General features: G+C 65.9%; 19 protein-coding genes and 1 pseudogene. 13 read left to right on the forward strand and 7 right to left on the reverse strand.

Annotation, left to right across the window (positions count from 1 at the left end):
* Positions 1 to 53: 53 nt before the first annotated feature.
* Positions 54 to 3,650, reverse strand: a complete 3,597-nt coding sequence (gene metH / locus QH195_RS21030; RefSeq protein ID WP_280421236.1) for a methionine synthase — start codon at positions 3,648 to 3,650, stop codon at positions 54 to 56.
* A gap of 253 nt (positions 3,651 to 3,903) precedes the next feature.
* Here metH and QH195_RS21035 point away from each other — a divergent pair, with 253 nt between their 5' ends.
* Complete coding sequence (locus QH195_RS21035; RefSeq protein ID WP_280421237.1) at positions 3,904 to 4,791, forward strand: PAC2 family protein; 888 nt, start codon at positions 3,904 to 3,906, stop codon at positions 4,789 to 4,791.
* Positions 4,792 to 4,823: 32 nt separating this feature from the next.
* Here QH195_RS21035 and QH195_RS21040 read toward each other — a convergent pair whose 3' ends face one another.
* Positions 4,824 to 5,129: a hypothetical protein gene (locus QH195_RS21040; RefSeq protein WP_033242355.1), complete on the reverse strand. Its 306-nt coding sequence runs from the start codon at positions 5,127 to 5,129 to the stop codon at positions 4,824 to 4,826.
* Positions 5,130 to 5,341: 212 nt separating this feature from the next.
* On the opposite strand from QH195_RS21040, the gene QH195_RS21045 reads away from it, so the two are divergent.
* Positions 5,342 to 6,574, forward strand: a complete 1,233-nt coding sequence (locus QH195_RS21045; protein WP_348536808.1) for an XRE family transcriptional regulator — start codon at positions 5,342 to 5,344, stop codon at positions 6,572 to 6,574.
* A 38-nt stretch (positions 6,575 to 6,612) separates the two neighbouring features.
* Here QH195_RS21045 and QH195_RS21050 read toward each other — a convergent pair whose 3' ends face one another.
* Both QH195_RS21050 and QH195_RS21055 read right to left on the reverse strand, forming a co-directional pair.
* Positions 6,613 to 7,134 carry a M15 family metallopeptidase gene (locus QH195_RS21050; RefSeq protein ID WP_280436697.1) on the reverse strand — a complete coding sequence of 174 codons (522 nt, stop codon included), beginning with the start codon at positions 7,132 to 7,134 and terminating at the stop codon, positions 6,613 to 6,615.
* A 202-nt stretch (positions 7,135 to 7,336) separates the two neighbouring features.
* The gene (locus QH195_RS21055; RefSeq protein ID WP_280436698.1) at positions 7,337 to 7,672 is read right to left on the reverse strand and encodes a hypothetical protein; all 336 of its coding nucleotides are present in this window, start codon (positions 7,670 to 7,672) and stop codon (positions 7,337 to 7,339) included.
* Between the two features lie 503 nt (positions 7,673 to 8,175).
* Here QH195_RS21055 and QH195_RS21060 point away from each other — a divergent pair.
* The 6 genes and pseudogenes from QH195_RS21060 to QH195_RS21085 all read left to right on the forward strand — a co-directional run bounded on the left by QH195_RS21060 (position 8,176) and on the right by QH195_RS21085 (position 11,454).
* A complete protein-coding gene (locus QH195_RS21060) occupies positions 8,176 to 9,060 on the forward strand; it encodes a helix-turn-helix domain-containing protein (RefSeq protein ID WP_280436699.1) in 885 nt (294 codons plus the stop codon).
* Positions 9,047 to 9,262 (forward strand): DUF397 domain-containing protein, encoded by a 216-nt coding sequence (locus QH195_RS21065; RefSeq protein WP_280421241.1) that lies wholly within the window; start codon positions 9,047 to 9,049, stop codon positions 9,260 to 9,262. The genes QH195_RS21060 and QH195_RS21065 overlap by 14 nt, the downstream gene beginning before the upstream one ends.
* Before the next feature lie 61 nt (positions 9,263 to 9,323).
* The gene (locus tag QH195_RS21070; RefSeq protein ID WP_280436700.1) at positions 9,324 to 9,527 is read left to right on the forward strand and encodes a DUF397 domain-containing protein; all 204 of its coding nucleotides are present in this window, start codon (positions 9,324 to 9,326) and stop codon (positions 9,525 to 9,527) included.
* Positions 9,528 to 9,996: 469 nt separating this feature from the next.
* Positions 9,997 to 10,341, forward strand: a pseudogene (locus tag QH195_RS21075) (SDR family NAD(P)-dependent oxidoreductase); the annotation flags it as partial.
* Positions 10,342 to 10,418: 77 nt separating this feature from the next.
* Positions 10,419 to 10,778 carry an SDR family NAD(P)-dependent oxidoreductase gene (locus QH195_RS21080; protein ID WP_280436701.1) on the forward strand — a complete coding sequence of 120 codons (360 nt, stop codon included), beginning with the start codon at positions 10,419 to 10,421 and terminating at the stop codon, positions 10,776 to 10,778.
* A 55-nt stretch (positions 10,779 to 10,833) separates the two neighbouring features.
* Positions 10,834 to 11,454 (forward strand): nucleotidyltransferase domain-containing protein, encoded by a 621-nt coding sequence (locus QH195_RS21085; RefSeq protein WP_280436702.1) that lies wholly within the window; start codon positions 10,834 to 10,836, stop codon positions 11,452 to 11,454.
* 27 nt (positions 11,455 to 11,481) lie between these two features.
* Here QH195_RS21085 and QH195_RS21090 read toward each other — a convergent pair whose 3' ends face one another.
* Positions 11,482 to 12,237, reverse strand: coding sequence for an SDR family oxidoreductase (locus tag QH195_RS21090; RefSeq protein WP_280436703.1), 756 nt, complete (start codon positions 12,235 to 12,237; stop codon positions 11,482 to 11,484).
* Between the two features lie 142 nt (positions 12,238 to 12,379).
* Between QH195_RS21090 and QH195_RS21095 the strand changes: the two genes are divergently transcribed.
* The 3 genes from QH195_RS21095 (at position 12,380) to QH195_RS21105 (ending at position 14,982) form a co-directional block, all read left to right on the forward strand.
* Complete coding sequence (locus QH195_RS21095) at positions 12,380 to 12,991, forward strand: TetR/AcrR family transcriptional regulator (RefSeq protein ID WP_280423201.1); 612 nt, start codon at positions 12,380 to 12,382, stop codon at positions 12,989 to 12,991.
* A gap of 69 nt (positions 12,992 to 13,060) precedes the next feature.
* On the forward strand, positions 13,061 to 13,711 hold the full coding sequence (locus tag QH195_RS21100; protein WP_280436704.1) for a TetR/AcrR family transcriptional regulator: 651 nt from the start codon (positions 13,061 to 13,063) through the stop codon (positions 13,709 to 13,711).
* A complete protein-coding gene (locus QH195_RS21105; protein ID WP_280436705.1) occupies positions 13,708 to 14,982 on the forward strand; it encodes a DUF418 domain-containing protein in 1,275 nt (424 codons plus the stop codon). Before QH195_RS21100 ends, QH195_RS21105 begins: the two co-directional genes overlap by 4 nt.
* Before the next feature lie 112 nt (positions 14,983 to 15,094).
* Here QH195_RS21105 and QH195_RS21110 read toward each other — a convergent pair whose 3' ends face one another.
* The gene (locus QH195_RS21110) at positions 15,095 to 15,667 is read right to left on the reverse strand and encodes a TetR/AcrR family transcriptional regulator (protein WP_280436706.1); all 573 of its coding nucleotides are present in this window, start codon (positions 15,665 to 15,667) and stop codon (positions 15,095 to 15,097) included.
* Positions 15,667 to 16,086, reverse strand: coding sequence for a VOC family protein (locus QH195_RS21115; protein ID WP_280436707.1), 420 nt, complete (start codon positions 16,084 to 16,086; stop codon positions 15,667 to 15,669). The genes QH195_RS21110 and QH195_RS21115 overlap by 1 nt, the downstream gene beginning before the upstream one ends.
* A gap of 101 nt (positions 16,087 to 16,187) precedes the next feature.
* Here QH195_RS21115 and QH195_RS21120 point away from each other — a divergent pair, with 101 nt between their 5' ends.
* Positions 16,188 to 17,048: a haloalkane dehalogenase gene (locus tag QH195_RS21120; RefSeq protein WP_280436708.1), complete on the forward strand. Its 861-nt coding sequence runs from the start codon at positions 16,188 to 16,190 to the stop codon at positions 17,046 to 17,048.
* A gap of 256 nt (positions 17,049 to 17,304) precedes the next feature.
* A partial coding sequence (locus QH195_RS21125; RefSeq protein ID WP_280436709.1) for an NAD-dependent epimerase/dehydratase family protein occupies positions 17,305 to 17,404 on the forward strand: 100 nt, incomplete at its 3' end.

A 17,404-nucleotide genomic window follows, 5' to 3' on the forward strand; every position in this document is an offset into this window, starting at 1 on the left:
ATAGTGACCCACAAAAGTGACCACAATCACACCAGTTGGGTGTTTAATCCGGCTCAGGCATTGAAGTACTTCGCTTCCGGGTGTAGGAGAACGAATGCGTCGGTGGACTGCTCGGGATGCAACTGCAGCTCCTCCGACAACGTGACACCGAGCCGTCCGGCATCGAGCAGATCCACCAGTTTGGCGCGATCCTCCAGGTCGGGGCAGGCGCCGTAACCGAACGAGTAGCGGGCGCCGCGGTAACCCAGTTTGAAGTAGTCGGTCACCTCCTCCGGATCGGATTCGGCGATGGCGTGCCCGTCGAGAGTGAGTTCCTCGCGGATCCGGCGATGCCAGTATTCTGCGAGCGCCTCGGTGAGCTGGACACCGATTCCGTGCACCTCCAGATAATCCCGGTAGTTGTCGGCGGCGAACAGTTCGTTCGCGAAATCGGCAATCGGCTGCCCCATGGTGACCAGCTGGAACGGCAGCACATCCACCTGTCCGGTCTGCCGGGCGTCGTCGCGGGAGCGGATGAAATCGGCCACGCACAGGAACCGGTCACGCTGCTGGCGCGGGAAGGTGAAGCGGTGCCGCTGCGGCGCATCGGGTTCCGGTTCGGTGAGCACGACCACGTCGTCACCCTCGGAAACCGCCGGGAAGTACCCGTACACGACCGCCGCATGCTGCAGCACGCCTTCGGTGCTGAGCCGATCCAGCCAGGCCCGCAGTCGCGGGCGCCCGTCGGATTCCACGAGTTCCTCGTAGCTGGGTCCCTCACCGCCGCGTTGTCCTCGCAGACCCCACTGGCCGAGGAACAGCGCCCGTTCGTCCAGCAGTCCCGAATATTCCTGGACCGGTAGACCTTTCACCACACGGGTACCCCAGAACGGCGGAACCGGGACGGGAACATCCGCGGCCACATCCGACCGGGCGGGCACCTCGATCGGAGTTTCGGCGGCTTTACGCTGTTCGGCGATCCGGCGCGAACGTTCGTGGCGGGCCTTCCGTTCGGCGGCCTTACGCCGCCGTTCCTCCGCCTCCGGGCCGTCCGGACCCGGGGCAGCCCCGCGCTTGGCGGCCATGATCTCGTCCATCAACCGCAGTCCTTCGAAGGCATCGCGTGCGTAGTGCACATCGCCCTCGTAGACATCGGTGAGATCGTTCTCCACATACGAGCGGGTGAGCGCGGCGCCACCGAGCAGTACCGGGAACTGTTCGGCCACTCCCCTGCTGTTGAGTTCCTCCAGGTTCTCCTTCATGACCACGGTGGATTTCACCAGCAGACCGGACATGCCGATCACATCGGCCTTCTTGTCCACCGCGGCGTCGAGAATGCTGGCGATGGGCTGTTTGATCCCGAGGTTCACCACCTCGTAGCCATTGTTGGACAGGATGATGTCGACCAGGTTCTTGCCGATATCGTGCACATCGCCCTTGACCGTGGCCAGTACCACCCGGCCCTTACCGCTGTCGTCGGTGGCCTCCATATGCGGCTCGAGATGCGCCACGGCCGCCTTCATCACCTCGGCCGACTGCAACACGAACGGCAGCTGCATCTGTCCCGAACCGAACAGTTCGCCGACGGTCTTCATCCCCGAGAGCAGGGTCTCGTTGATGATCTTCAGCGGCGGCACCTCACGCATGGCCTCGTCGAGGTCGGCTTCCATCCCGGCGCGTTCACCGTCGACGATGCGCCGTTCGAGGCGTTCGAACAGCGGCAGCGCGGCGAGTTCGTCGGCGCGCGAGGCCCGCGAATCGGCCGTCGACACCCCTTCGAAGAGCTGCATGAGCTTCTGCAGTGGGTCGTACCCTTCGCGGCGCCGGTCGTAGATCAGGTCGAGAGCGATCTCGCGGTGCTCGTCCGGGATCCGGCTCATCGGCAGGATCTTGGAGGCGTGCACGATGGCACTGTCCAGCCCGGCCTGCACACATTCGTGCATGAATACCGAGTTGAGCACCTGCCGCGCAGCGGGGTTCAGGCCGAAGGAGATATTCGACAGGCCCAGCGTGGTCTGCACCCCCGGGTGCCGGCGTTTGAGTTCGCGGATGGCCTCGATGGTTTCCAGGCCGTCGCGCCGCGACTCCTCCTGGCCGGTGCCGAGCGTGAAGGTGAGGGTGTCGATGATGATATCGCCGACCTGCAGCCCCCAGTTGCCCGTGATATCGGCGATCAGCCGTTCGGCGATGGCGACCTTGTGCTCGGCGGTCCGCGCCTGCCCTTCCTCGTCGATGGTCAGCGCGACCACCGCGGCGCCGTGTTCGGCGACCAAGCTCATGATCTGGTGGAACCGGGATTCCGGCCCGTCGCCGTCCTCGTAGTTCACCGAGTTCACCGCGCAACGCCCGCCCAGATGCTCGAGCCCGGTCCGGAGCACGGGCGGCTCCGTGGAGTCGAGCATGATCGGCAGGGTGGAGGCGGTGGCCAGCCGCGAGGCCAGTTCCGACATATCGGCGCTACCGTCACGGCCGACGTAGTCGACGCAGAGGTCGAGCAGATGCGCGCCGTCGCGGGTCTGGTCCTTGGCGATATCGAGGCATTTGCCCCAGTCCTGGGCCAGCATGGCCTCCCGGAACGCTTTCGACCCGTTGGCGTTGGTGCGCTCGCCGATCATCAGCACGCTGGCGTCCTGTTCGAACGGCACCGCGGTGTACATGCTGGAGATGCTCGGTTCCGGCTGCGGGGTGCGGCGCTGCCCGATCGGCGGCAGCGTGGGTTCGACCTCGCGGACCGCTTCGGCGACCTGCCGGATGTGCTCCGGGGTCGTACCACAGCAGCCGCCGACCAGGGCCAGACCGTAGTCGGCGACGAAACCGCGCAACGCCGCGGCCAGCTCTTCAGGGGTGAGCGGGTACTCGGCACCGTTGGCCCCGAGCACCGGGAGACCGGCGTTGGGCATCACGGAGACGGGTATCCGGGCGTGCTGCGACAGGTAGCGCAGATGCTCGCTCATCTCGTCCGGGCCGGTCGCGCAGTTGAGCCCGATCAGGTCGATACCCAGCGGCTCCAGCGCGGTGAGCGCGGCCCCGATCTCGCTGCCGACCAGCATGGTGCCGGTGGTCTCGACCGTGACGTGGGTGATGATCGGGATCCGGCGCCCGGCCCGTTCCATGGCCCGGCGGGTCCCGTTGACCGCCGCCTTGACCTGCAGCAGGTCCTGGCAGGTCTCGATCAGCACCGCATCGGCGCCGCCGTCGAGCATGCCGAGCGCGGCCTCGGTGTAGGCGTCACGCAGGCTCGCATACGGGGCGTGGCCCAGGGTCGGCAGTTTCGTACCCGGGCCCATCGAGCCGAGGACGTAACGGGGCACCCCGTCGGCGCCGGGACCCATCTCGTCGGCGACCTCGCGGGCGAGGCGGGTGCCCTTCTCGGACAGTTCCCGGATGCGGTCCGCGATATCGTAGTCGGCGAGGTTGGGCAGGTTGCAGCCGAACGTATTGGTTTCCACGGCGTCGGCGCCGGCCTCGAAATAGGCACGGTGGATATCGCGCAGCACCTCGGGGCGGGTGTCGTTGAGGATTTCGTTGCAGCCTTCCAGGCCGCGGAAATCGTCGAGTGTGAGGTCGACGGCCTGCAACATGGTGCCCATCGCCCCGTCGCCGATCACGACACGACGGCTGAGCGTGTCGAGCAAGGTGGTATCGAACTCGGCGGGGCGGGAGGCAGACATGGATTCCAGAGTAGTGGGCGCCACCGCGGCGATGTTCGCCTAGTTCACACCTGTGGGGGCGGCCACAGCCCGAAACCGCCGCCCGGCCCGTCCGACGCCCCGCCGGGCCGCAGTCCGTACCCGGCGCAAGACCCGCGAGTGGACCGTCACGCAGACATCCGGCCACCACCGCGCGGGCCGGCGACCGGCCGCGACAGGCGCGGGAGAACCGATACTGCGCGCCGGTCACGACCCGCACCGTAGGCTGGCAGGGGTGAGCTCGAGTGAATCTCCGGTGGATCGGGAACTGCCCGCGTTGCGTGACCCGGTGCTCGTTGCCGCCTTCGAAGGCTGGAACGACGCTGGTGACGCGGCCAGCGGAGCGGTCGAGCACCTGGAGTTGATCTGGGATGCCCGGCCGCTGGCCGAACTCGATTCCGAGGACTACTACGACTATCAGGTGAACCGGCCGATGGTCCGGCAGGTGGAGGGCGTCACCCGCGAGATCGTCTGGCCGGCGACGGTGCTGTCGGTATGTTCTCCGCCCGGTAGCGACCGCGATGTGGTCCTGCTGCGCGGGATCGAACCCAATATGCGGTGGCGCCGGTTCTGCGCGGACCTGCTGGAGCTCATCGATCAGCTCGGCGTGGAGACCGTGGTCATCCTGGGTGCGCTACTGGCGGACACCCCGCACACCCGGCCCGTGCCGGTGACGGGTTCGGCCTACAGCAAGGAGGCGGCCGAACGATTCAGCCTGGAGCAGACCCGCTACGAGGGCCCGACCGGTATCACCGGGGTGCTGCAGGACGAGTGCGTGAAAGCCGGAATCCCGGCGGTGTCGTTCTGGGCGGCGGTTCCGCATTATGTCTCCCAGCCGCCGAACCCGAAGGCCACGATCGCGCTGCTGCACCGGGTGGAGGATGTCCTCGATATCGAGGTGCCGTTGCGGGAGCTGCCGCAGCAGGCCGAGGAGTGGGAGTCGACGGTGAACGAGATGACCGTCGCCGACGAGGAGATCGCCGAGTATGTGCACTCCCTCGAGGAGCGCGGAGACGCCGCGATCGACGTGAACGAGGTCATGGCCAAGATCGATGGTGATGCCATCGCGGCCGAATTCGAGAAGTATCTGCGCCGGCGGGGGCCCGGCGGCTTCGGACGCTGAGGGGGGGAACGCCGAGCCGCCGGACCGCCGGTTCAGCTCGCCACCGACCAGATTCGGGCGGCGGCGTCGTTGGCCAGCTTCGCGATCAGCAGTTCGCGTGGAATGGTCTGGCCGGTGAGATGATCGAGCGAGGGCACCACCACATGGTGGGCATCCGCCCGCTGGAGTTCCCGGGTCAGTTCGGCGAATGCCGTTCCGTCACCCGCATGCGATTCGTGGAATGTCGCGGCGAAGCATAATCCGTGGGCATCGGCCAGCTCGCGTAGCGCGGCCTCCATATCGTCGCCGTCGCCCGCGGCCAGATCGTCGCGTAAATACCCATATACCAACGCTTCCACCCGAACCTCCTGAATCCTTCCCCGTACGGGACGGGGAACCATTTCCTGCTCCGGGATCTCCTCCCGCGTTCGCGGGGGTGTTGCTTGAACCGGCACGGAGCCGGTTCGATTCGAGCATGACCGACGGCGAACGCATGCAGAAGAGGTCATGCGGGGGACATCTTCATGCCCTATGGGGTCCACGAAAAGTTTGCTGGTGCAATACTGGCGACGTGACTGCTGCTGAAGATCGTCCGCTGTGGGCCATCCGGATGCGCTCGGAACGCGATGCGCGTGGGTGGTCACAGGCCGAGGCGGTACGCGCGCTACGCGCCAAATCGGCCCAGAACCTACCGACCGACAGCACCCTGCTACGTAATTGGCGGCGTTGGGAATCGGGCGAATCCCGCCCCGACGATTTCTACGCTCCCCTCATCGCCGCCGCGTTCGACACCGTCGCCGCGGCGTTCTTCCCCAAGGCGCGCCCGAGCCGTGACGACGAATTGCTCACCGCCACCGGTATGGACACACTCGAATTCATGGGACGGCTACGGATGTCCGATGTTTCGACCGCCACCCTCGATGCCGTCCGGATCACCGCCGAACGCCTGTGCCGCGATTACGCCTCGACCGATGCCCACCAACTGCATCGTGAGGCCTCGGGATGGTTGCGGCGGATCGCGGCCCTGCTCGACAGCCGGCTGACGCTGGCCCAGCACAAGGAAGTCCTCGAGCTGGCCGGGTGGGTCGCCCTACTGCTCGGCTGTCTCGAATACGATCTCGGCCGTCGCGGCGGCGCCGAGGCCACCCGGCGGGCCGCCCGCTCGCTCGGCCTGGAATCCGGGAACACCGAAATCATCGGGTGGAGCTCGGAATTGGCGGCCTGGTTCGCGCTGACCCAGGGCAACAACCGCGGTGTCATCCAGGCGGTCGATTCGGTACCGCCGGAATGCGCCGACAGCGGCGTCGGCGTCCAGCTCGCCGCCCAGCGCGCCAAAGCCTGGGCACGCTTGGGTGACCGCAGCGCGGTGGACGCGGCACTGGCGCAGGGCCGGATGCTGCTGGACCGGCTCGGCCACCCCGAGGATCTGGAGAACCATTTCGTCGTCGACCCGCAGAAGTTCGACTTCTATGCGATGGACTGCTGTCGGGTGGTCGGCGACGATGTGCGGGCCGAGCGGTTCGCCCGCGCGGTCCTCGCCGATTCCACCACGCTGGACGGCACGGTCCGCAACCCGATGCGGGTCGCCGAAGCCCATCTGACACTCGCCATGGTGGCCGCCCGCGGTCGCGATCTCGAACTGGCGGTTTCGGAAGGGCTGCAGGCCTTCGAATCGAAACGCCGGTCGCTGCCCTCGCTGTTGTGTATCGGCGGCGAGGTCGGGCGGGAACTGATGGCGCATTTCCCCGACGATCCCCGAACTCAGGAGTATCTGGACGAACTCCGTGCGGTATCCAGCACCTGAGCTGATCCCGGAGTGTACGCAGGGTGCGGATTCACACCTCAGCGATGGGCGGCGTCGGGCACGCGGGCCGGGCAGGCCGTCCCCGGGATGGTGACCAGCTCGAAATGCCACCATTCGTTGTCGAACGTGCGGCACAGTCCCCACCGGTTGCCGTTGGCCTCCAGCCATGCGGCACCCTCACGCGGTGCGATATCGACGGCCCGGCCGGTGACATGGGTGGACTCCTCCGGCGGCAAGACCCAGCGGCGCGCCTCCTCCGGCGTGCCGTAGGTGCGCAGCCCGTCCTCCCACATGGCCTGCTGTTCGGCCGGGCTTCGATACCCGGAATTGATCCACATCGGCACACCCACGGCATGCGCTTCCCGTTCGGCCATGGTGTACGCGAGCGCCAGCAGCGGTTCGAGTCCCTCGGTCCCCGCCGCCGCGGTCTCCGTCAGCGGCGGGACCGGGAATGGCGAGGCGGCGGCTTCGGCACCGCCGAAGGCGAGGGCACCGACAGCTACCGCCGACACCGCCACCGCGGCCGCACGACCGGCTGTTGCTCGCAGGGGAAAGGGCATGCGGATGATCTTATCGACCACCACCGCCCCGACCGGCTGCGTTACCGATGAGCTGCACAGATGTGATTTCACCCGAAGCCGGCGCCTGGATGGTCGCTGGCACCGTGGCCGGGAACTGCACCCGGTTCAGCGTCCTTGTTCGGGCCACCACAGGGCGATGGTGAGGCCGAGCAGACCGAGCACGAGCTGCACCAGTGCCACGTCAGCCATTCAGCTGCTGATCGCGTTCGTCCGGATCCCCGACCCAGCGGTGGCCGCGTGGGTACAGGCGCATCGGGGTGATCAGCGCGGCGTTATCGGTGACGAGGTGGCGGATCGCATCGACGTGCTCGAAGCCCGGCACGACTACGGCGGCCGCGCCGTGCTCCCCCGCATGCCGGGCCAGGGCCAGGGTTACGACTGTCGGCCCTGCGTCCGTGTACACCGTGAACACGAGCCGGTACCCATGCCTTTCCGCCAGTGTGTGCAGGTCGGCCACGGGAGTCGGAACGTCACGCCGCACCAGCGCGACCGCCTTCGGGCGTTCATCGAACGCCATGTGAGTCCTCCGAGTCCGCGCACCAGCGACGCACGGCCGCTGCGATGCACTCCAATCGCTCGACCGGCGGCAGCAGCGCGACAGGTCCGTCCGGGATCCCGGAAGATCCGCGAACCCGCTTCGGTAACAGCCCCGGCGCGGTCCCGAGTGACCGACCTTCCCCCTGAAACCCGTTGACAGACATGAGTTATCCCCTGCTCCTGGAATAGTCTTGGCAAGCACCCGGCGCAGGGTCCAGCACGGCATCAGCGACCGAACTGTGGATGCTGGACCGCCAGTACGCGGCGCTCCTGGCGTTGAACTGGTGTCTCCCAGTGGTTCTGGGAGGTGGCCTGCGCCGGGTGCGCCATCAGTAGACAAGGGCTACAGCCGCTATTGGAAGCTTCCGACGCGTCAATTCCTGAGAGAATATGCAACATTCCAGATTTCGACCTCCGCGCATTCCAGTACGGGTCACACTGCGTTCCAGTGCGGGATGTGGAGGCCCGCGCAAAGGGGAGATCATGGACAGGGAGACCGACAGCACCTTCGCGCGACGGATGCTGGGAAGGCAGTTACGACATCTGCGCGAGACGTCGGGTGTAAGTGTGCAAACGGCTCGGCAGGCCATCGGAGTGGGGCATCAGACGCTATGGCGCCCAGAGACTGGACAGTCCACCCGGATCTCGGCATTGCAGGTGCGGGAGTTGTGCCGCATCTACAAGGCACCACAGGAGGTTACGGACGTTCTCCTGGATCTTCTGAGCGGATTGTCGTACAAGTCTTGGTGGCATGCCTACCGCGAGGCGGTGCCGAAGGATTTCGACCTGTATCTGGGTTTGGAGGTGGCGGCCAGTCGATTCCTGACATACGCGCCGACGCTGCTTCCTGGGCTTGTCCAGACGCAGCCGTACCGGCGCGCGATGATCTGGATATCGAATCCGGGGATGCGCACAGTAGAGGTAGAACAACACATCGAGATCGCGAGCCGTCGGCAATCGCGGTTACACGACGACCCCAGCCTCGAAGTGGAAATCCTTGTCAGTGAGGCTGCGCTGCGCCACCGCATCGGAGGCCCCGCGGTGATGGCCGAACAGCTCGACTACCTCACCGAGCTGAGCGAACTTTCCCAAGTTTCGATCAGGGCCGTCCCCTTTACCGCGACTCACGTCGGCCTGGATGCGGGACTGTTCGTCCTGCTCGAGTTCCCGCCGCATCGGACAACATGGCTGTCAGAACCGCCGATTGTGTACGTTCAGGGCTACACCAGCGACCAATACCTCGAGCGGCCAGAGGAAATCGACAGGTACCAGACGGCAGCCAACGGCATCAGACGCGTCGCGCTCGACGAAGTACGAACCCGAGACCTGGTGAAGAAGATAGCGAAGGAGCACCATGAACAGCGCTGACCTACCCGGAGCCCGGTGGTTCAAGAGCAGCCGAAGTTCCGGCACCAAGGAGTGTGTCGAGGCCGCACACCTGGATAAAGGTTTCGTCGGCGTGCGCGACTCCAAGAATCCATCCGGTCCGGCCCTGGTCTTCAGCGCCGATGAATGGGATGCGTTCTTGGCGTTCGCGAAGTGCGGCAGTTCTTCCGTGGGGCAGAGATGATCCGGAGGGTACGGTAGCCGGATCCGAGAGCTCATCCTCAAACAATGACAGGGCGTGAAAGGTGAACGATCAGACGACCGCGAACTGGTTCACGAGCACCCGCAGCCATGGCGGTAAGGACTGCGTGGAGGCCGCGCACCTGGCCGAAGGACGGGTGGGTGTCCGGGACTCCAAGAACCCTGAGGGCCCGGCCCTGGTGTTTGCCCCCGGCGAATGGGACGCCTTCCTCTCCGGTACCAAGTCCGGCGAGTTCGACAGGGCCTGACTCTGCTCGGACAAGGACGACAGGGGCGCGCAGAAGTCGTGGCCGACCACTGACCGACCGGCCACGTCGAGGCCGGTCGGTCAGTACGAGATTCGACCATCGGGTGCTGTGGATATCAGTGCAGCCCGGTTCAACTGCGTGCATTGTCCGATGAAAGGTCGAGGCCCTTCGCGTCCCGGCCGACGCTCCTGCTCCCGTGCAAAAAGACTCGTTGAGCAGGGGCGGGGTTGTGTACCATCGCCTCATGCGTTCCTGAGTGTGTCTTTCCCCGCGTGCGCGGCGTATCAGCCCCGTGGGGTGAAACCTCCCTCCGGTCAGGACGTTCGTGTTCACCTTCTGCCTCCGGGCCTTCCGCGCACGGTCATTGCCGCTCCGTCCTCTGTGGGTGTCTCCGATTCCTTCTCGTGCGCCTCCCTCCGAGGCGAGCGTTCATGAATCCGGCCGACCGAATCACTCCCGAGGAGACATGATGATCAACACTCGCCTTGCGGGCCGCACGGTCCTGGTCACAGGCGGTTCCGGCAATATCGGCGCGGCGATCAGCCGGGCATTCGCCGCTCAGGGGGCATGCGTTGCGATCCACTACCTCGAACAGGATCCTCCCGCCCCCACCGGCGCCGAATGGGCGCACATCACTCCCGCTGCGGACGAGGGGAACAGGCTCGCGGAGGAACTGGGCAACGGCTCATTCGCCGTCAGTGCCGACCTGTCCGATCCGGACGGGCCCTCCCGCCTGGTGCGTGCGGTAACCGACCGGACCGGTGCGATCAATGTCCTGGTCAACAACGCCGCCCACTGCGAGACACCGGACACTGTCGAAACGTTGACCTACGCATCCATGGATCGTCATTACCGGGTCAACGCCATCGCCCCGCTGTCCTCACCGCCGAGGTGGCGCGGCTACGCCGGGACGACGACCCGTTGTGCATCGTCAACATCACCACCGACGCGGCTCGCGCCTTCCCCGGCCAGACCGGCTACGGAACCTCCAAGGCGGCGCTGGAGGCGATCACCAGGTCCACCGCTCTGGACCTGGCAGCGCGGGGCATACGCGTGAATGCTGTTGCTCCGGGCCCGGTCCAGACCGGCTGGATGGACGAAGACCTCCTTGCGCACGCGCGACAGATCGTACCGATGGGCAGGGTCGGTGAGCCGGCTGATATCGCTGACGCGGTGGTGTATCTGGCTTCGCACCAGGCCCGCTGGATCACCGGGCAGGTTCTGCAGGTCGCCGGTGGGCACGCGCTGTGACCGGGCCGGCCCTCGACCCAGCACACGGCCGCCGTTGCGGAGGAGATCGCCGGAGATGACCGGACGTCCATTGTCCCCCGAGGAATGCGACCGGCTCTGGCGAGCCTGGTCCCCCACCGAAGCCGCCGAACGGCTGTCGTGCGCCCCGCCATGCTGGTACATCACAGGTGGCTGGGCGCTGGATCTGTTCGTCGGTGGTCTCGGACGTGAGCATTCCGACCTCGAAATCGGTGTGCCCGGTGAACGATTCGCCGATATCGCGAACGCGCTTCCCGGCTACGAATGGGACGTCGTCGGTGACGGGCAGGTGTGGCCGTTTCCCGAGGAGGCCGATGATCAGCACCAAACCTGGCTGCGTGATCCGGCGACCGGGCTGTATCACCTCGATGTGTTCCGCGAACCGCACCGTGGTGATCGATGGTTGTGCCGCCGCGATACCTCGATCACCCTGCCCTACGACGAGCTGATACTCCACACCGCCGACGGTATCCCCTACATGATCCCGGAGGTCGTGCTGTTGTTCAAAGCGAAAGCCCGCCGCGCCAAAGACGAGACGGACTTCCGGCGCACGCTCCCTGGGATGGACTCCGCACGGCGATTCCGGCTGTCCGCATGGCTTGCGCAAGTGCACCCGGATCATCCGTGGTCGGAAACGCTCTCGAGTCGCAGGCTCTGACGAGCTCGCTCGGTATCCCGCACGGGCCTACCCGGGAAGTCCGCCGCTGATGAGCAGATGCTGCCCGCTCACCCACCGGGACAGGGGGCCGGCGAAGTACTCGGCCGCGTCCGCGACATCGTCGACACTGCCGAGCCGGCCCCCGATGGGACGCATGGCCAGGTTCTGGGCTCGGGTGGGGTCGTCTTCGGGGAGGTCGGTGAACACTCCGGCACCTTCGATCTGGGTGGGAATGATGGAATTGACCGTGACGCCCCGGTTTCCGACCTCCTGGGCGAGCACCTCCACGGTGTAGCGTGGGCCCATTTTGCTGGAACCGTACAGACCTACCCCCGGGATGGCGAGGCACGTGGTGCTGGAGCCGATGTAGATTATCCTGCCGTTGTCCTCGATATGCTTCGCGGCCTTCTGCAGGGTGAAGAACGCGCCCTTGGTATTGATCGAGAACAGGCGGTCGAACTGTTCTTCGGTGACGTCGGCGATGGGTTGATCGATCAGTTCGACGCCGGCGTTGGCCACGACGATATCGAGCTTTCCGAACGCCCGGACGGACTCCTCGAAGAGATGCTCGAGGGCCTGGGCGTCGGAAACGTCGGCCTGGATCGCGACCGCCTCCGATCCGAGTTCCTCGATGTCCTGCACGGTCCGGGAGGCACTGGTTTCGTTGCCGGCGTAGTTGATCACCACCCGGGCGCCGAGCGAGGCGTAGCGCAGGGCAATGGCCCGGCCGATCCCCCGGGCCGACCCGGTGACGAGAGCGACCTTGTCCTGCAGAGCAGTCATACCGGTCCCCGATCTCTGTAGCTGGTTTCTGGTCCTGGTCGGCGGTGGCCGATCATGGTGCGGCAAGCCGCAGGCGAACAACCCAGACAATATCAGGCACCTGTCGGATAATATGGATACGCCCAGGTCGAAGGAGAAACGAATGGCGCGCTCAGGCCCGGGTAGGCCGAAACGTGAGGTCCGGACCCCCGATCACGCCGAGCTCATGCACAAGGGCCTGCAGGCCTTCGCCGAACTGGGCTACGAGGCAGTTTCGGTCCGCGAACTGAACCACCGACTCGGCATGGGGCATACCTTCCTCCACGACAGGTACGGCTCCAAGGAGGCCTTCTGGAAACAGGTTGTCGCGTACGAGTACCGGGCCTTGGCCGCCGAACTGGCCGCCGCCCTCGCATCGGCACCGGACGACGATCTGGACTGGTTGATTCAGGCCATTCGAGAGTTCCACCACGTCAGCACGCATCATCCGCATCTGAATCGGGTGATCGACTACGAAGCGGCCCGCGAATCCGCACGGCTGGATTACCTCTTCGAGCTGACCGAACCCATGAACAATGCCGTCAAACCCGTCTTCGAACGGTTGGTGGCAGCCGGGCGGGTCCGCGATATCCCCTGGCACGTTTTCCATTTCGCCGTCACCAAGCCGACCTTGCTGTACGGGCAAGAGCCCTGGGCTCGCAGGTTCGGCCGCGCAGACGATACCGACGACAGCGATACGATCGCCGCGATCATCATCCACGGACTGCTGGCCTGAACGGCGGCGCCGGATCGGCGCCGGTGTCGACCGTTGTTCCATCCTGTCCGGTCGTCTAAAATTTTGACCATGCGGCCAGAAATAAGTACATCCGGCCAGAAACGTCCGTCGTTCATCGAGCAGGTGCGGCGAAAGCAGATACTCGAGAACGCCGTCACCGTGTTCGCGGAGTCCGGGTACGCGAAAACCTCGCTCGCCCGGATCGCCGAACGGGCCGGTATCAGCAAGGGTGTGATCTCGTATCACTTCGCGGGCAAGGACGAACTGATGGAGCGGCTCGTCGAGCATGTCTACGAGGAGATCACCGCATTCGTGACGCCCAGGGTGACGGCGGAAGAAACGGTGCTGCGCCGGATCGGCGCACGGATCCGGGCCGTCGCCGACTATGTGCGCGCCCACCCGGCCGAACTGCGGGCGCTGACCGAGGTACTCCACAATCTCCTCGACGACAACGGACGCCCGGTGTACGGCGACCGCTTCAACGAATCCACCTATCAGGGTTTGGAAGCGGAATTCCGGACCGGTCAGGACTCCGGTGAGCTGCGCCGATTCGATACGCGCGTCATGGCCGTCACGGTGCAGGCGGGAATCGACGCGATGATCGCGTACTGGCATTCCTATCCCGAACACGATCTCGGTGCGCACGCCGACGAGTTGGCCGATCTCATCACCCACGCGATCGCCGCGAATCCTCCGACCGCAGCAGGGACGAAGCAATGACGATCGATCAGGCAACACGTGATCCCGCCCCGCGGGGCGGGGCCGCACGGATCCCGGGACCGGACCTGGCACGCGGGTTCATGCTGCTGCTGATCGCGCTCGCCAACACGGCTTACTACCTGTACGGCGGACAGCGTTCGGCGTCGGGGGCCCACCCGGTAGACGGCTCGGCACTCGACACGGTGGTGCAGGGGGTCCTCATCACCGCCGTCGACCTGCGGGTGTACCCGATGTTCGCGTTCCTCTTCGGTTACGGCCTGGTGATGATCGCCAGGCGGCAGGAACAGCGCGGGCTCTCCGAGAAACAGGTCCGGTCGGTGATACAGCGCCGGAATGTGTGGCTCATCGGCTTCGGCGCGGTGCACGCCCTGCTGTTGTGGGGCGGCGACATACTCGGCGCCTACGGGCTCACCGGCCTCGTCCTGGTGTGGCTGTTCCTGCGCCGCACCGATCGCACACTGCTGGCCTGGGCCGGGGTCGGCACCGCCGTCGTTGCCGTGGTGGCAGGGTTGTCGATACTCGGGGCGGTGGCCGTACTGTCGGGCGAAGACAGCGGCAACGGATTCGATCCCGGATTCGCGAACGCCGCGTACGCCAGCATTTCGGCGGAGAGTTACCTGGACTCCGCCGTCGCACGAATGACGATGTGGCCTGTGCAGGTGACTTTCGTCCAAGGCCTGTTCGGCATGGTTGTCCCCGTATCGATCCTGCTCGGGTTCTGGGCCGCGCGCCGCCGGGTCCTCGAACGGCCGCAGGAACACCGGCGGCTGCTGTGGGTGACCGCGATCGCCGGTATCGCCGTCGGCTGGAGCTTCGGGCTCGTCCACGCACTCGCCCACGCCGGGGTGATCAGCGGTATGGAACCGGCGATGGCGGCGTTGGCGGCACCGCAGATGGCCACCGGCCTGGCGTGCGGCCTCGGTTATGTCGCGGTATTCGGGCTGATCGGCGGACGACTGGCCGATCGCCGGCTCGGGCCGATCGCGTACGCCGTCACGGCGGTGGGCAAACGTTCGATGACCTGCTATCTGGCTCAATCGGTGCTGTGCGCGCCACTGCTCGCGGCGTGGGGGCTCGGACTCGGCGCTGTACTCGGCAGTGCGAGTATGGCTGCGTTCGCCGTCGGAGTGTGGATCGTCACGGCCGCCTATGCCGTGCTGCTCGAACGGCGCGCAAGCCCGGGACCGGCCGAAACCCTTTTGCGTCGGCTGGTTTACGGCGCGGTCGGCAACGCACCCCACCAGCCTGCGTCCGCCGACCGGAACAGCTGATCCGGCATGGTGTGCGGCCGGCACGGGCGCTCGCACGGGCTACCGAGATGAGTTTCGGCCCCATCCGCGACGCCGGATCGGCCGGGCCGAGCATGACGGAGTCGCGCCCGGGTCACGGCTTACATCGGATGGCCGCCAGCACCGCGTCCACCGACTGGTCGGCCAGCGCATCCGGCAGCGGCAGATGCCGGAACAGAGCGCGGAAATAGATCGGTGCGGCCACCGCGTCCAGTACGAAGCCGATATCGATATCCGGGTCGACCTCGCCGCGATCGATGGCCGATTTGAGCGCGCGGGCCGTGGTGTCACGCCGCGGCCCGAAAACCCTGGACCAGAGTTGTTCGCGTAACTCCGGGTCGGCGGACAGGTCGGCCACCAGGGCGGGCAGCACCCGGCCCAGCGAGGTATCGCGGACTGCGACCACGAGTTCCCGCATCGATGCGATGAGATCGGCACGGAGATCCCCGGTATCGGCGGTCGGTTCGAGCCCCAGCAGGTCGGCGACGATATCGACCACCAGGTGGCGTTTGGACGGCCATCGCCGATAGATCGCGGGGCGATGGATACCGGCTTCGGTGGCGACCCGGCCGATGGTCATCCCCGCGTAACCCTCGGTGTCGAGTACAGCCCGCGCCGCGGCCAGCACCGCCGTATCGATTCGGTCGTCCCGGGTTCGACCCGCCATCAGAACACCGGCCGCGGCACGAGAACAACCTGCCAGCCGTCCGGGTCCGGGAAGGCGATCGCACCGTTGGCCGCCCAATACGGATTCTCGGTCGGCACCGGCTCGTATCCGAATTCCCCCAGCCGGTGCACCGTCTCGTACATCCGGGCTTCCGACGAGAAGTACAACACCAGCAGATTGTCGTTGCTCGGCGCGTCGCCCGGACTGCCGTCGACGTGGGTGGTGAATTCGAGGTGATGATCCGTGCCCGGCAAACCCAGCATCACACCGTCGTAACCCGCATGGTTCTCGAATCTATAGAGCTCGTTCAGGCCGAGCCCGTCCACATAGAAACGAACCACCTCGTCGAGGCGATCGGTCGGGCGGGCGATTCTGACCTGGGCTACCCCCAGGGCGTCGGGCCAGGCATTTGCGATCATGCAATTACAGTACGGTACGTACCGTAATAAGACCAGGCCGGTCATTCCGGTAGCCGCGCCGAACACACCGGAGCTAGCCTGACATCGGAGGGAGGGACCATATGCTGATCGACTTCGTTCCCGACGGGGGTCTGTACCCCTTCGAGTCCCGTTGGTTCGACTCGTCCGCCGGTAGAGTTCACTACATCGACGAGGGCGCCGGAACCCCGATTCTGTTCTGCCACGGATCCCCGACGTGGAGTTTTCTGTACCGGCACATCGTGAAAGGCCTGCGCGACCGATATAGGTGCATTGCCGTCGACTACCCGGGTTTCGGATTATCCGAACGTCGCGCGGGTTTCGGCTACACGATTGCCGAACAGACCGCAGTCCTCGGAGAGTTGATCGATCACCTGCGACTCGACGGTTTCGTTGTGATGGGCCAGGACTGGGGCGGGCCCATCGGTCTCGGAGCAGCCATCTCACGTGCCGATCGGGTGAGCGGAATTGTGCTGGGCAACACCGTGTTCTGGCCGATCGAAGCATGGCCGAACCGGGCGTTCAGCATGATCATGAGCAGCCGTCCGATGCAGCGACGGATTCTCGAGGAGAACTTCCTCGTCGACCGATTCCTGCTCGGAGAACTCGGGCGGAAGCTGACCGCCGCCGAGACCCACCACTACCGCGCCGTCCAGCCCACCGCGGAAGCCCGGCGAGCGCTGACCGTGATGCCCAGAGAGATTCGCGCCGCACACCCCTTGCTCGACCGACTCGCGCTCGACGTTCCCGCCGCTCTGGGCGACAAGCCGGCCCTGGCAGTCTGGGGAATGCGGGATATGGTTTTCCGCCCGGATTCCTGCCTCCCGCGGATACGCGCCACCTTCCCCGACCTCCGCGTCGTCGAGCTACCGCACGCACGTCACTTCATCCAGGAACACGCACCCGATGCGATCACCGCGGCCATCGCAACGCGATTCCCGTAGCGGCGGCCGCCGATATTCCGCCGGCCGTGCTGCCGGCGATCAGCTATGCCGAGGACCGCAGTACTGATGCGATACTGAAAACACTCGCCGACGCCCTGCACGGACTCGGAGACGAGGAAGATTTCCGCGTCTTTGAACTCACCGGACTCGGTCTCGGCGTGAACCGAACCGCGAGAACCTGGAGCCGCGGCCTCCGCGGATCAGCAAGCATCTTTCGCGTGTGGGGCACCGCCGACCCGAGAGGAGCGACCGAGCGATGAAGGTTTTCGTCACCGGCGCCACCGGGGCGCTCGGTAGCCGAACCGTCCCGGCCCTGATCGGTGCCGGTCATACGGTTACCGGGCTGGCCCGTACTC

Origin of the sequence: Nocardia carnea (genome assembly GCF_029868855.1) — a bacterium.
Lineage (GTDB): Bacteria > Actinomycetota > Actinomycetes > Mycobacteriales > Mycobacteriaceae > Nocardia > Nocardia carnea_A.

Bases quoted from the DNA above. Each gene is read 5' to 3' on its own strand.
- metH (WP_280421236.1), bottom strand. From the start codon at position 3,650: ATGTCTGCCTCCCGCCCCGCCGAGTTCGATACCACCTTGCTCGACACG.
- QH195_RS21050 (WP_280436697.1), bottom strand. From the start codon at position 7,134: ATGCCCTTTCCCCTGCGAGCAACAGCCGGTCGTGCGGCCGCGGTGGCG.
- QH195_RS21055 (WP_280436698.1), bottom strand. From the start codon at position 7,672: ATGGCGTTCGATGAACGCCCGAAGGCGGTCGCGCTGGTGCGGCGTGAC.
- QH195_RS21060 (WP_280436699.1), top strand. From the start codon at position 8,176: ATGGACAGGGAGACCGACAGCACCTTCGCGCGACGGATGCTGGGAAGG.
- QH195_RS21065 (WP_280421241.1), top strand. From the start codon at position 9,047: ATGAACAGCGCTGACCTACCCGGAGCCCGGTGGTTCAAGAGCAGCCGA.
- QH195_RS21085 (WP_280436702.1), top strand. From the start codon at position 10,834: ATGACCGGACGTCCATTGTCCCCCGAGGAATGCGACCGGCTCTGGCGA.
- QH195_RS21090 (WP_280436703.1), bottom strand. From the start codon at position 12,237: ATGACTGCTCTGCAGGACAAGGTCGCTCTCGTCACCGGGTCGGCCCGG.
- QH195_RS21095 (WP_280423201.1), top strand. From the start codon at position 12,380: ATGGCGCGCTCAGGCCCGGGTAGGCCGAAACGTGAGGTCCGGACCCCC.
- QH195_RS21100 (WP_280436704.1), top strand. From the start codon at position 13,061: ATGCGGCCAGAAATAAGTACATCCGGCCAGAAACGTCCGTCGTTCATC.
- QH195_RS21105 (WP_280436705.1), top strand. From the start codon at position 13,708: ATGACGATCGATCAGGCAACACGTGATCCCGCCCCGCGGGGCGGGGCC.
- QH195_RS21110 (WP_280436706.1), bottom strand. From the start codon at position 15,667: ATGGCGGGTCGAACCCGGGACGACCGAATCGATACGGCGGTGCTGGCC.
- QH195_RS21115 (WP_280436707.1), bottom strand. From the start codon at position 16,086: ATGATCGCAAATGCCTGGCCCGACGCCCTGGGGGTAGCCCAGGTCAGA.
- QH195_RS21120 (WP_280436708.1), top strand. From the start codon at position 16,188: ATGCTGATCGACTTCGTTCCCGACGGGGGTCTGTACCCCTTCGAGTCC.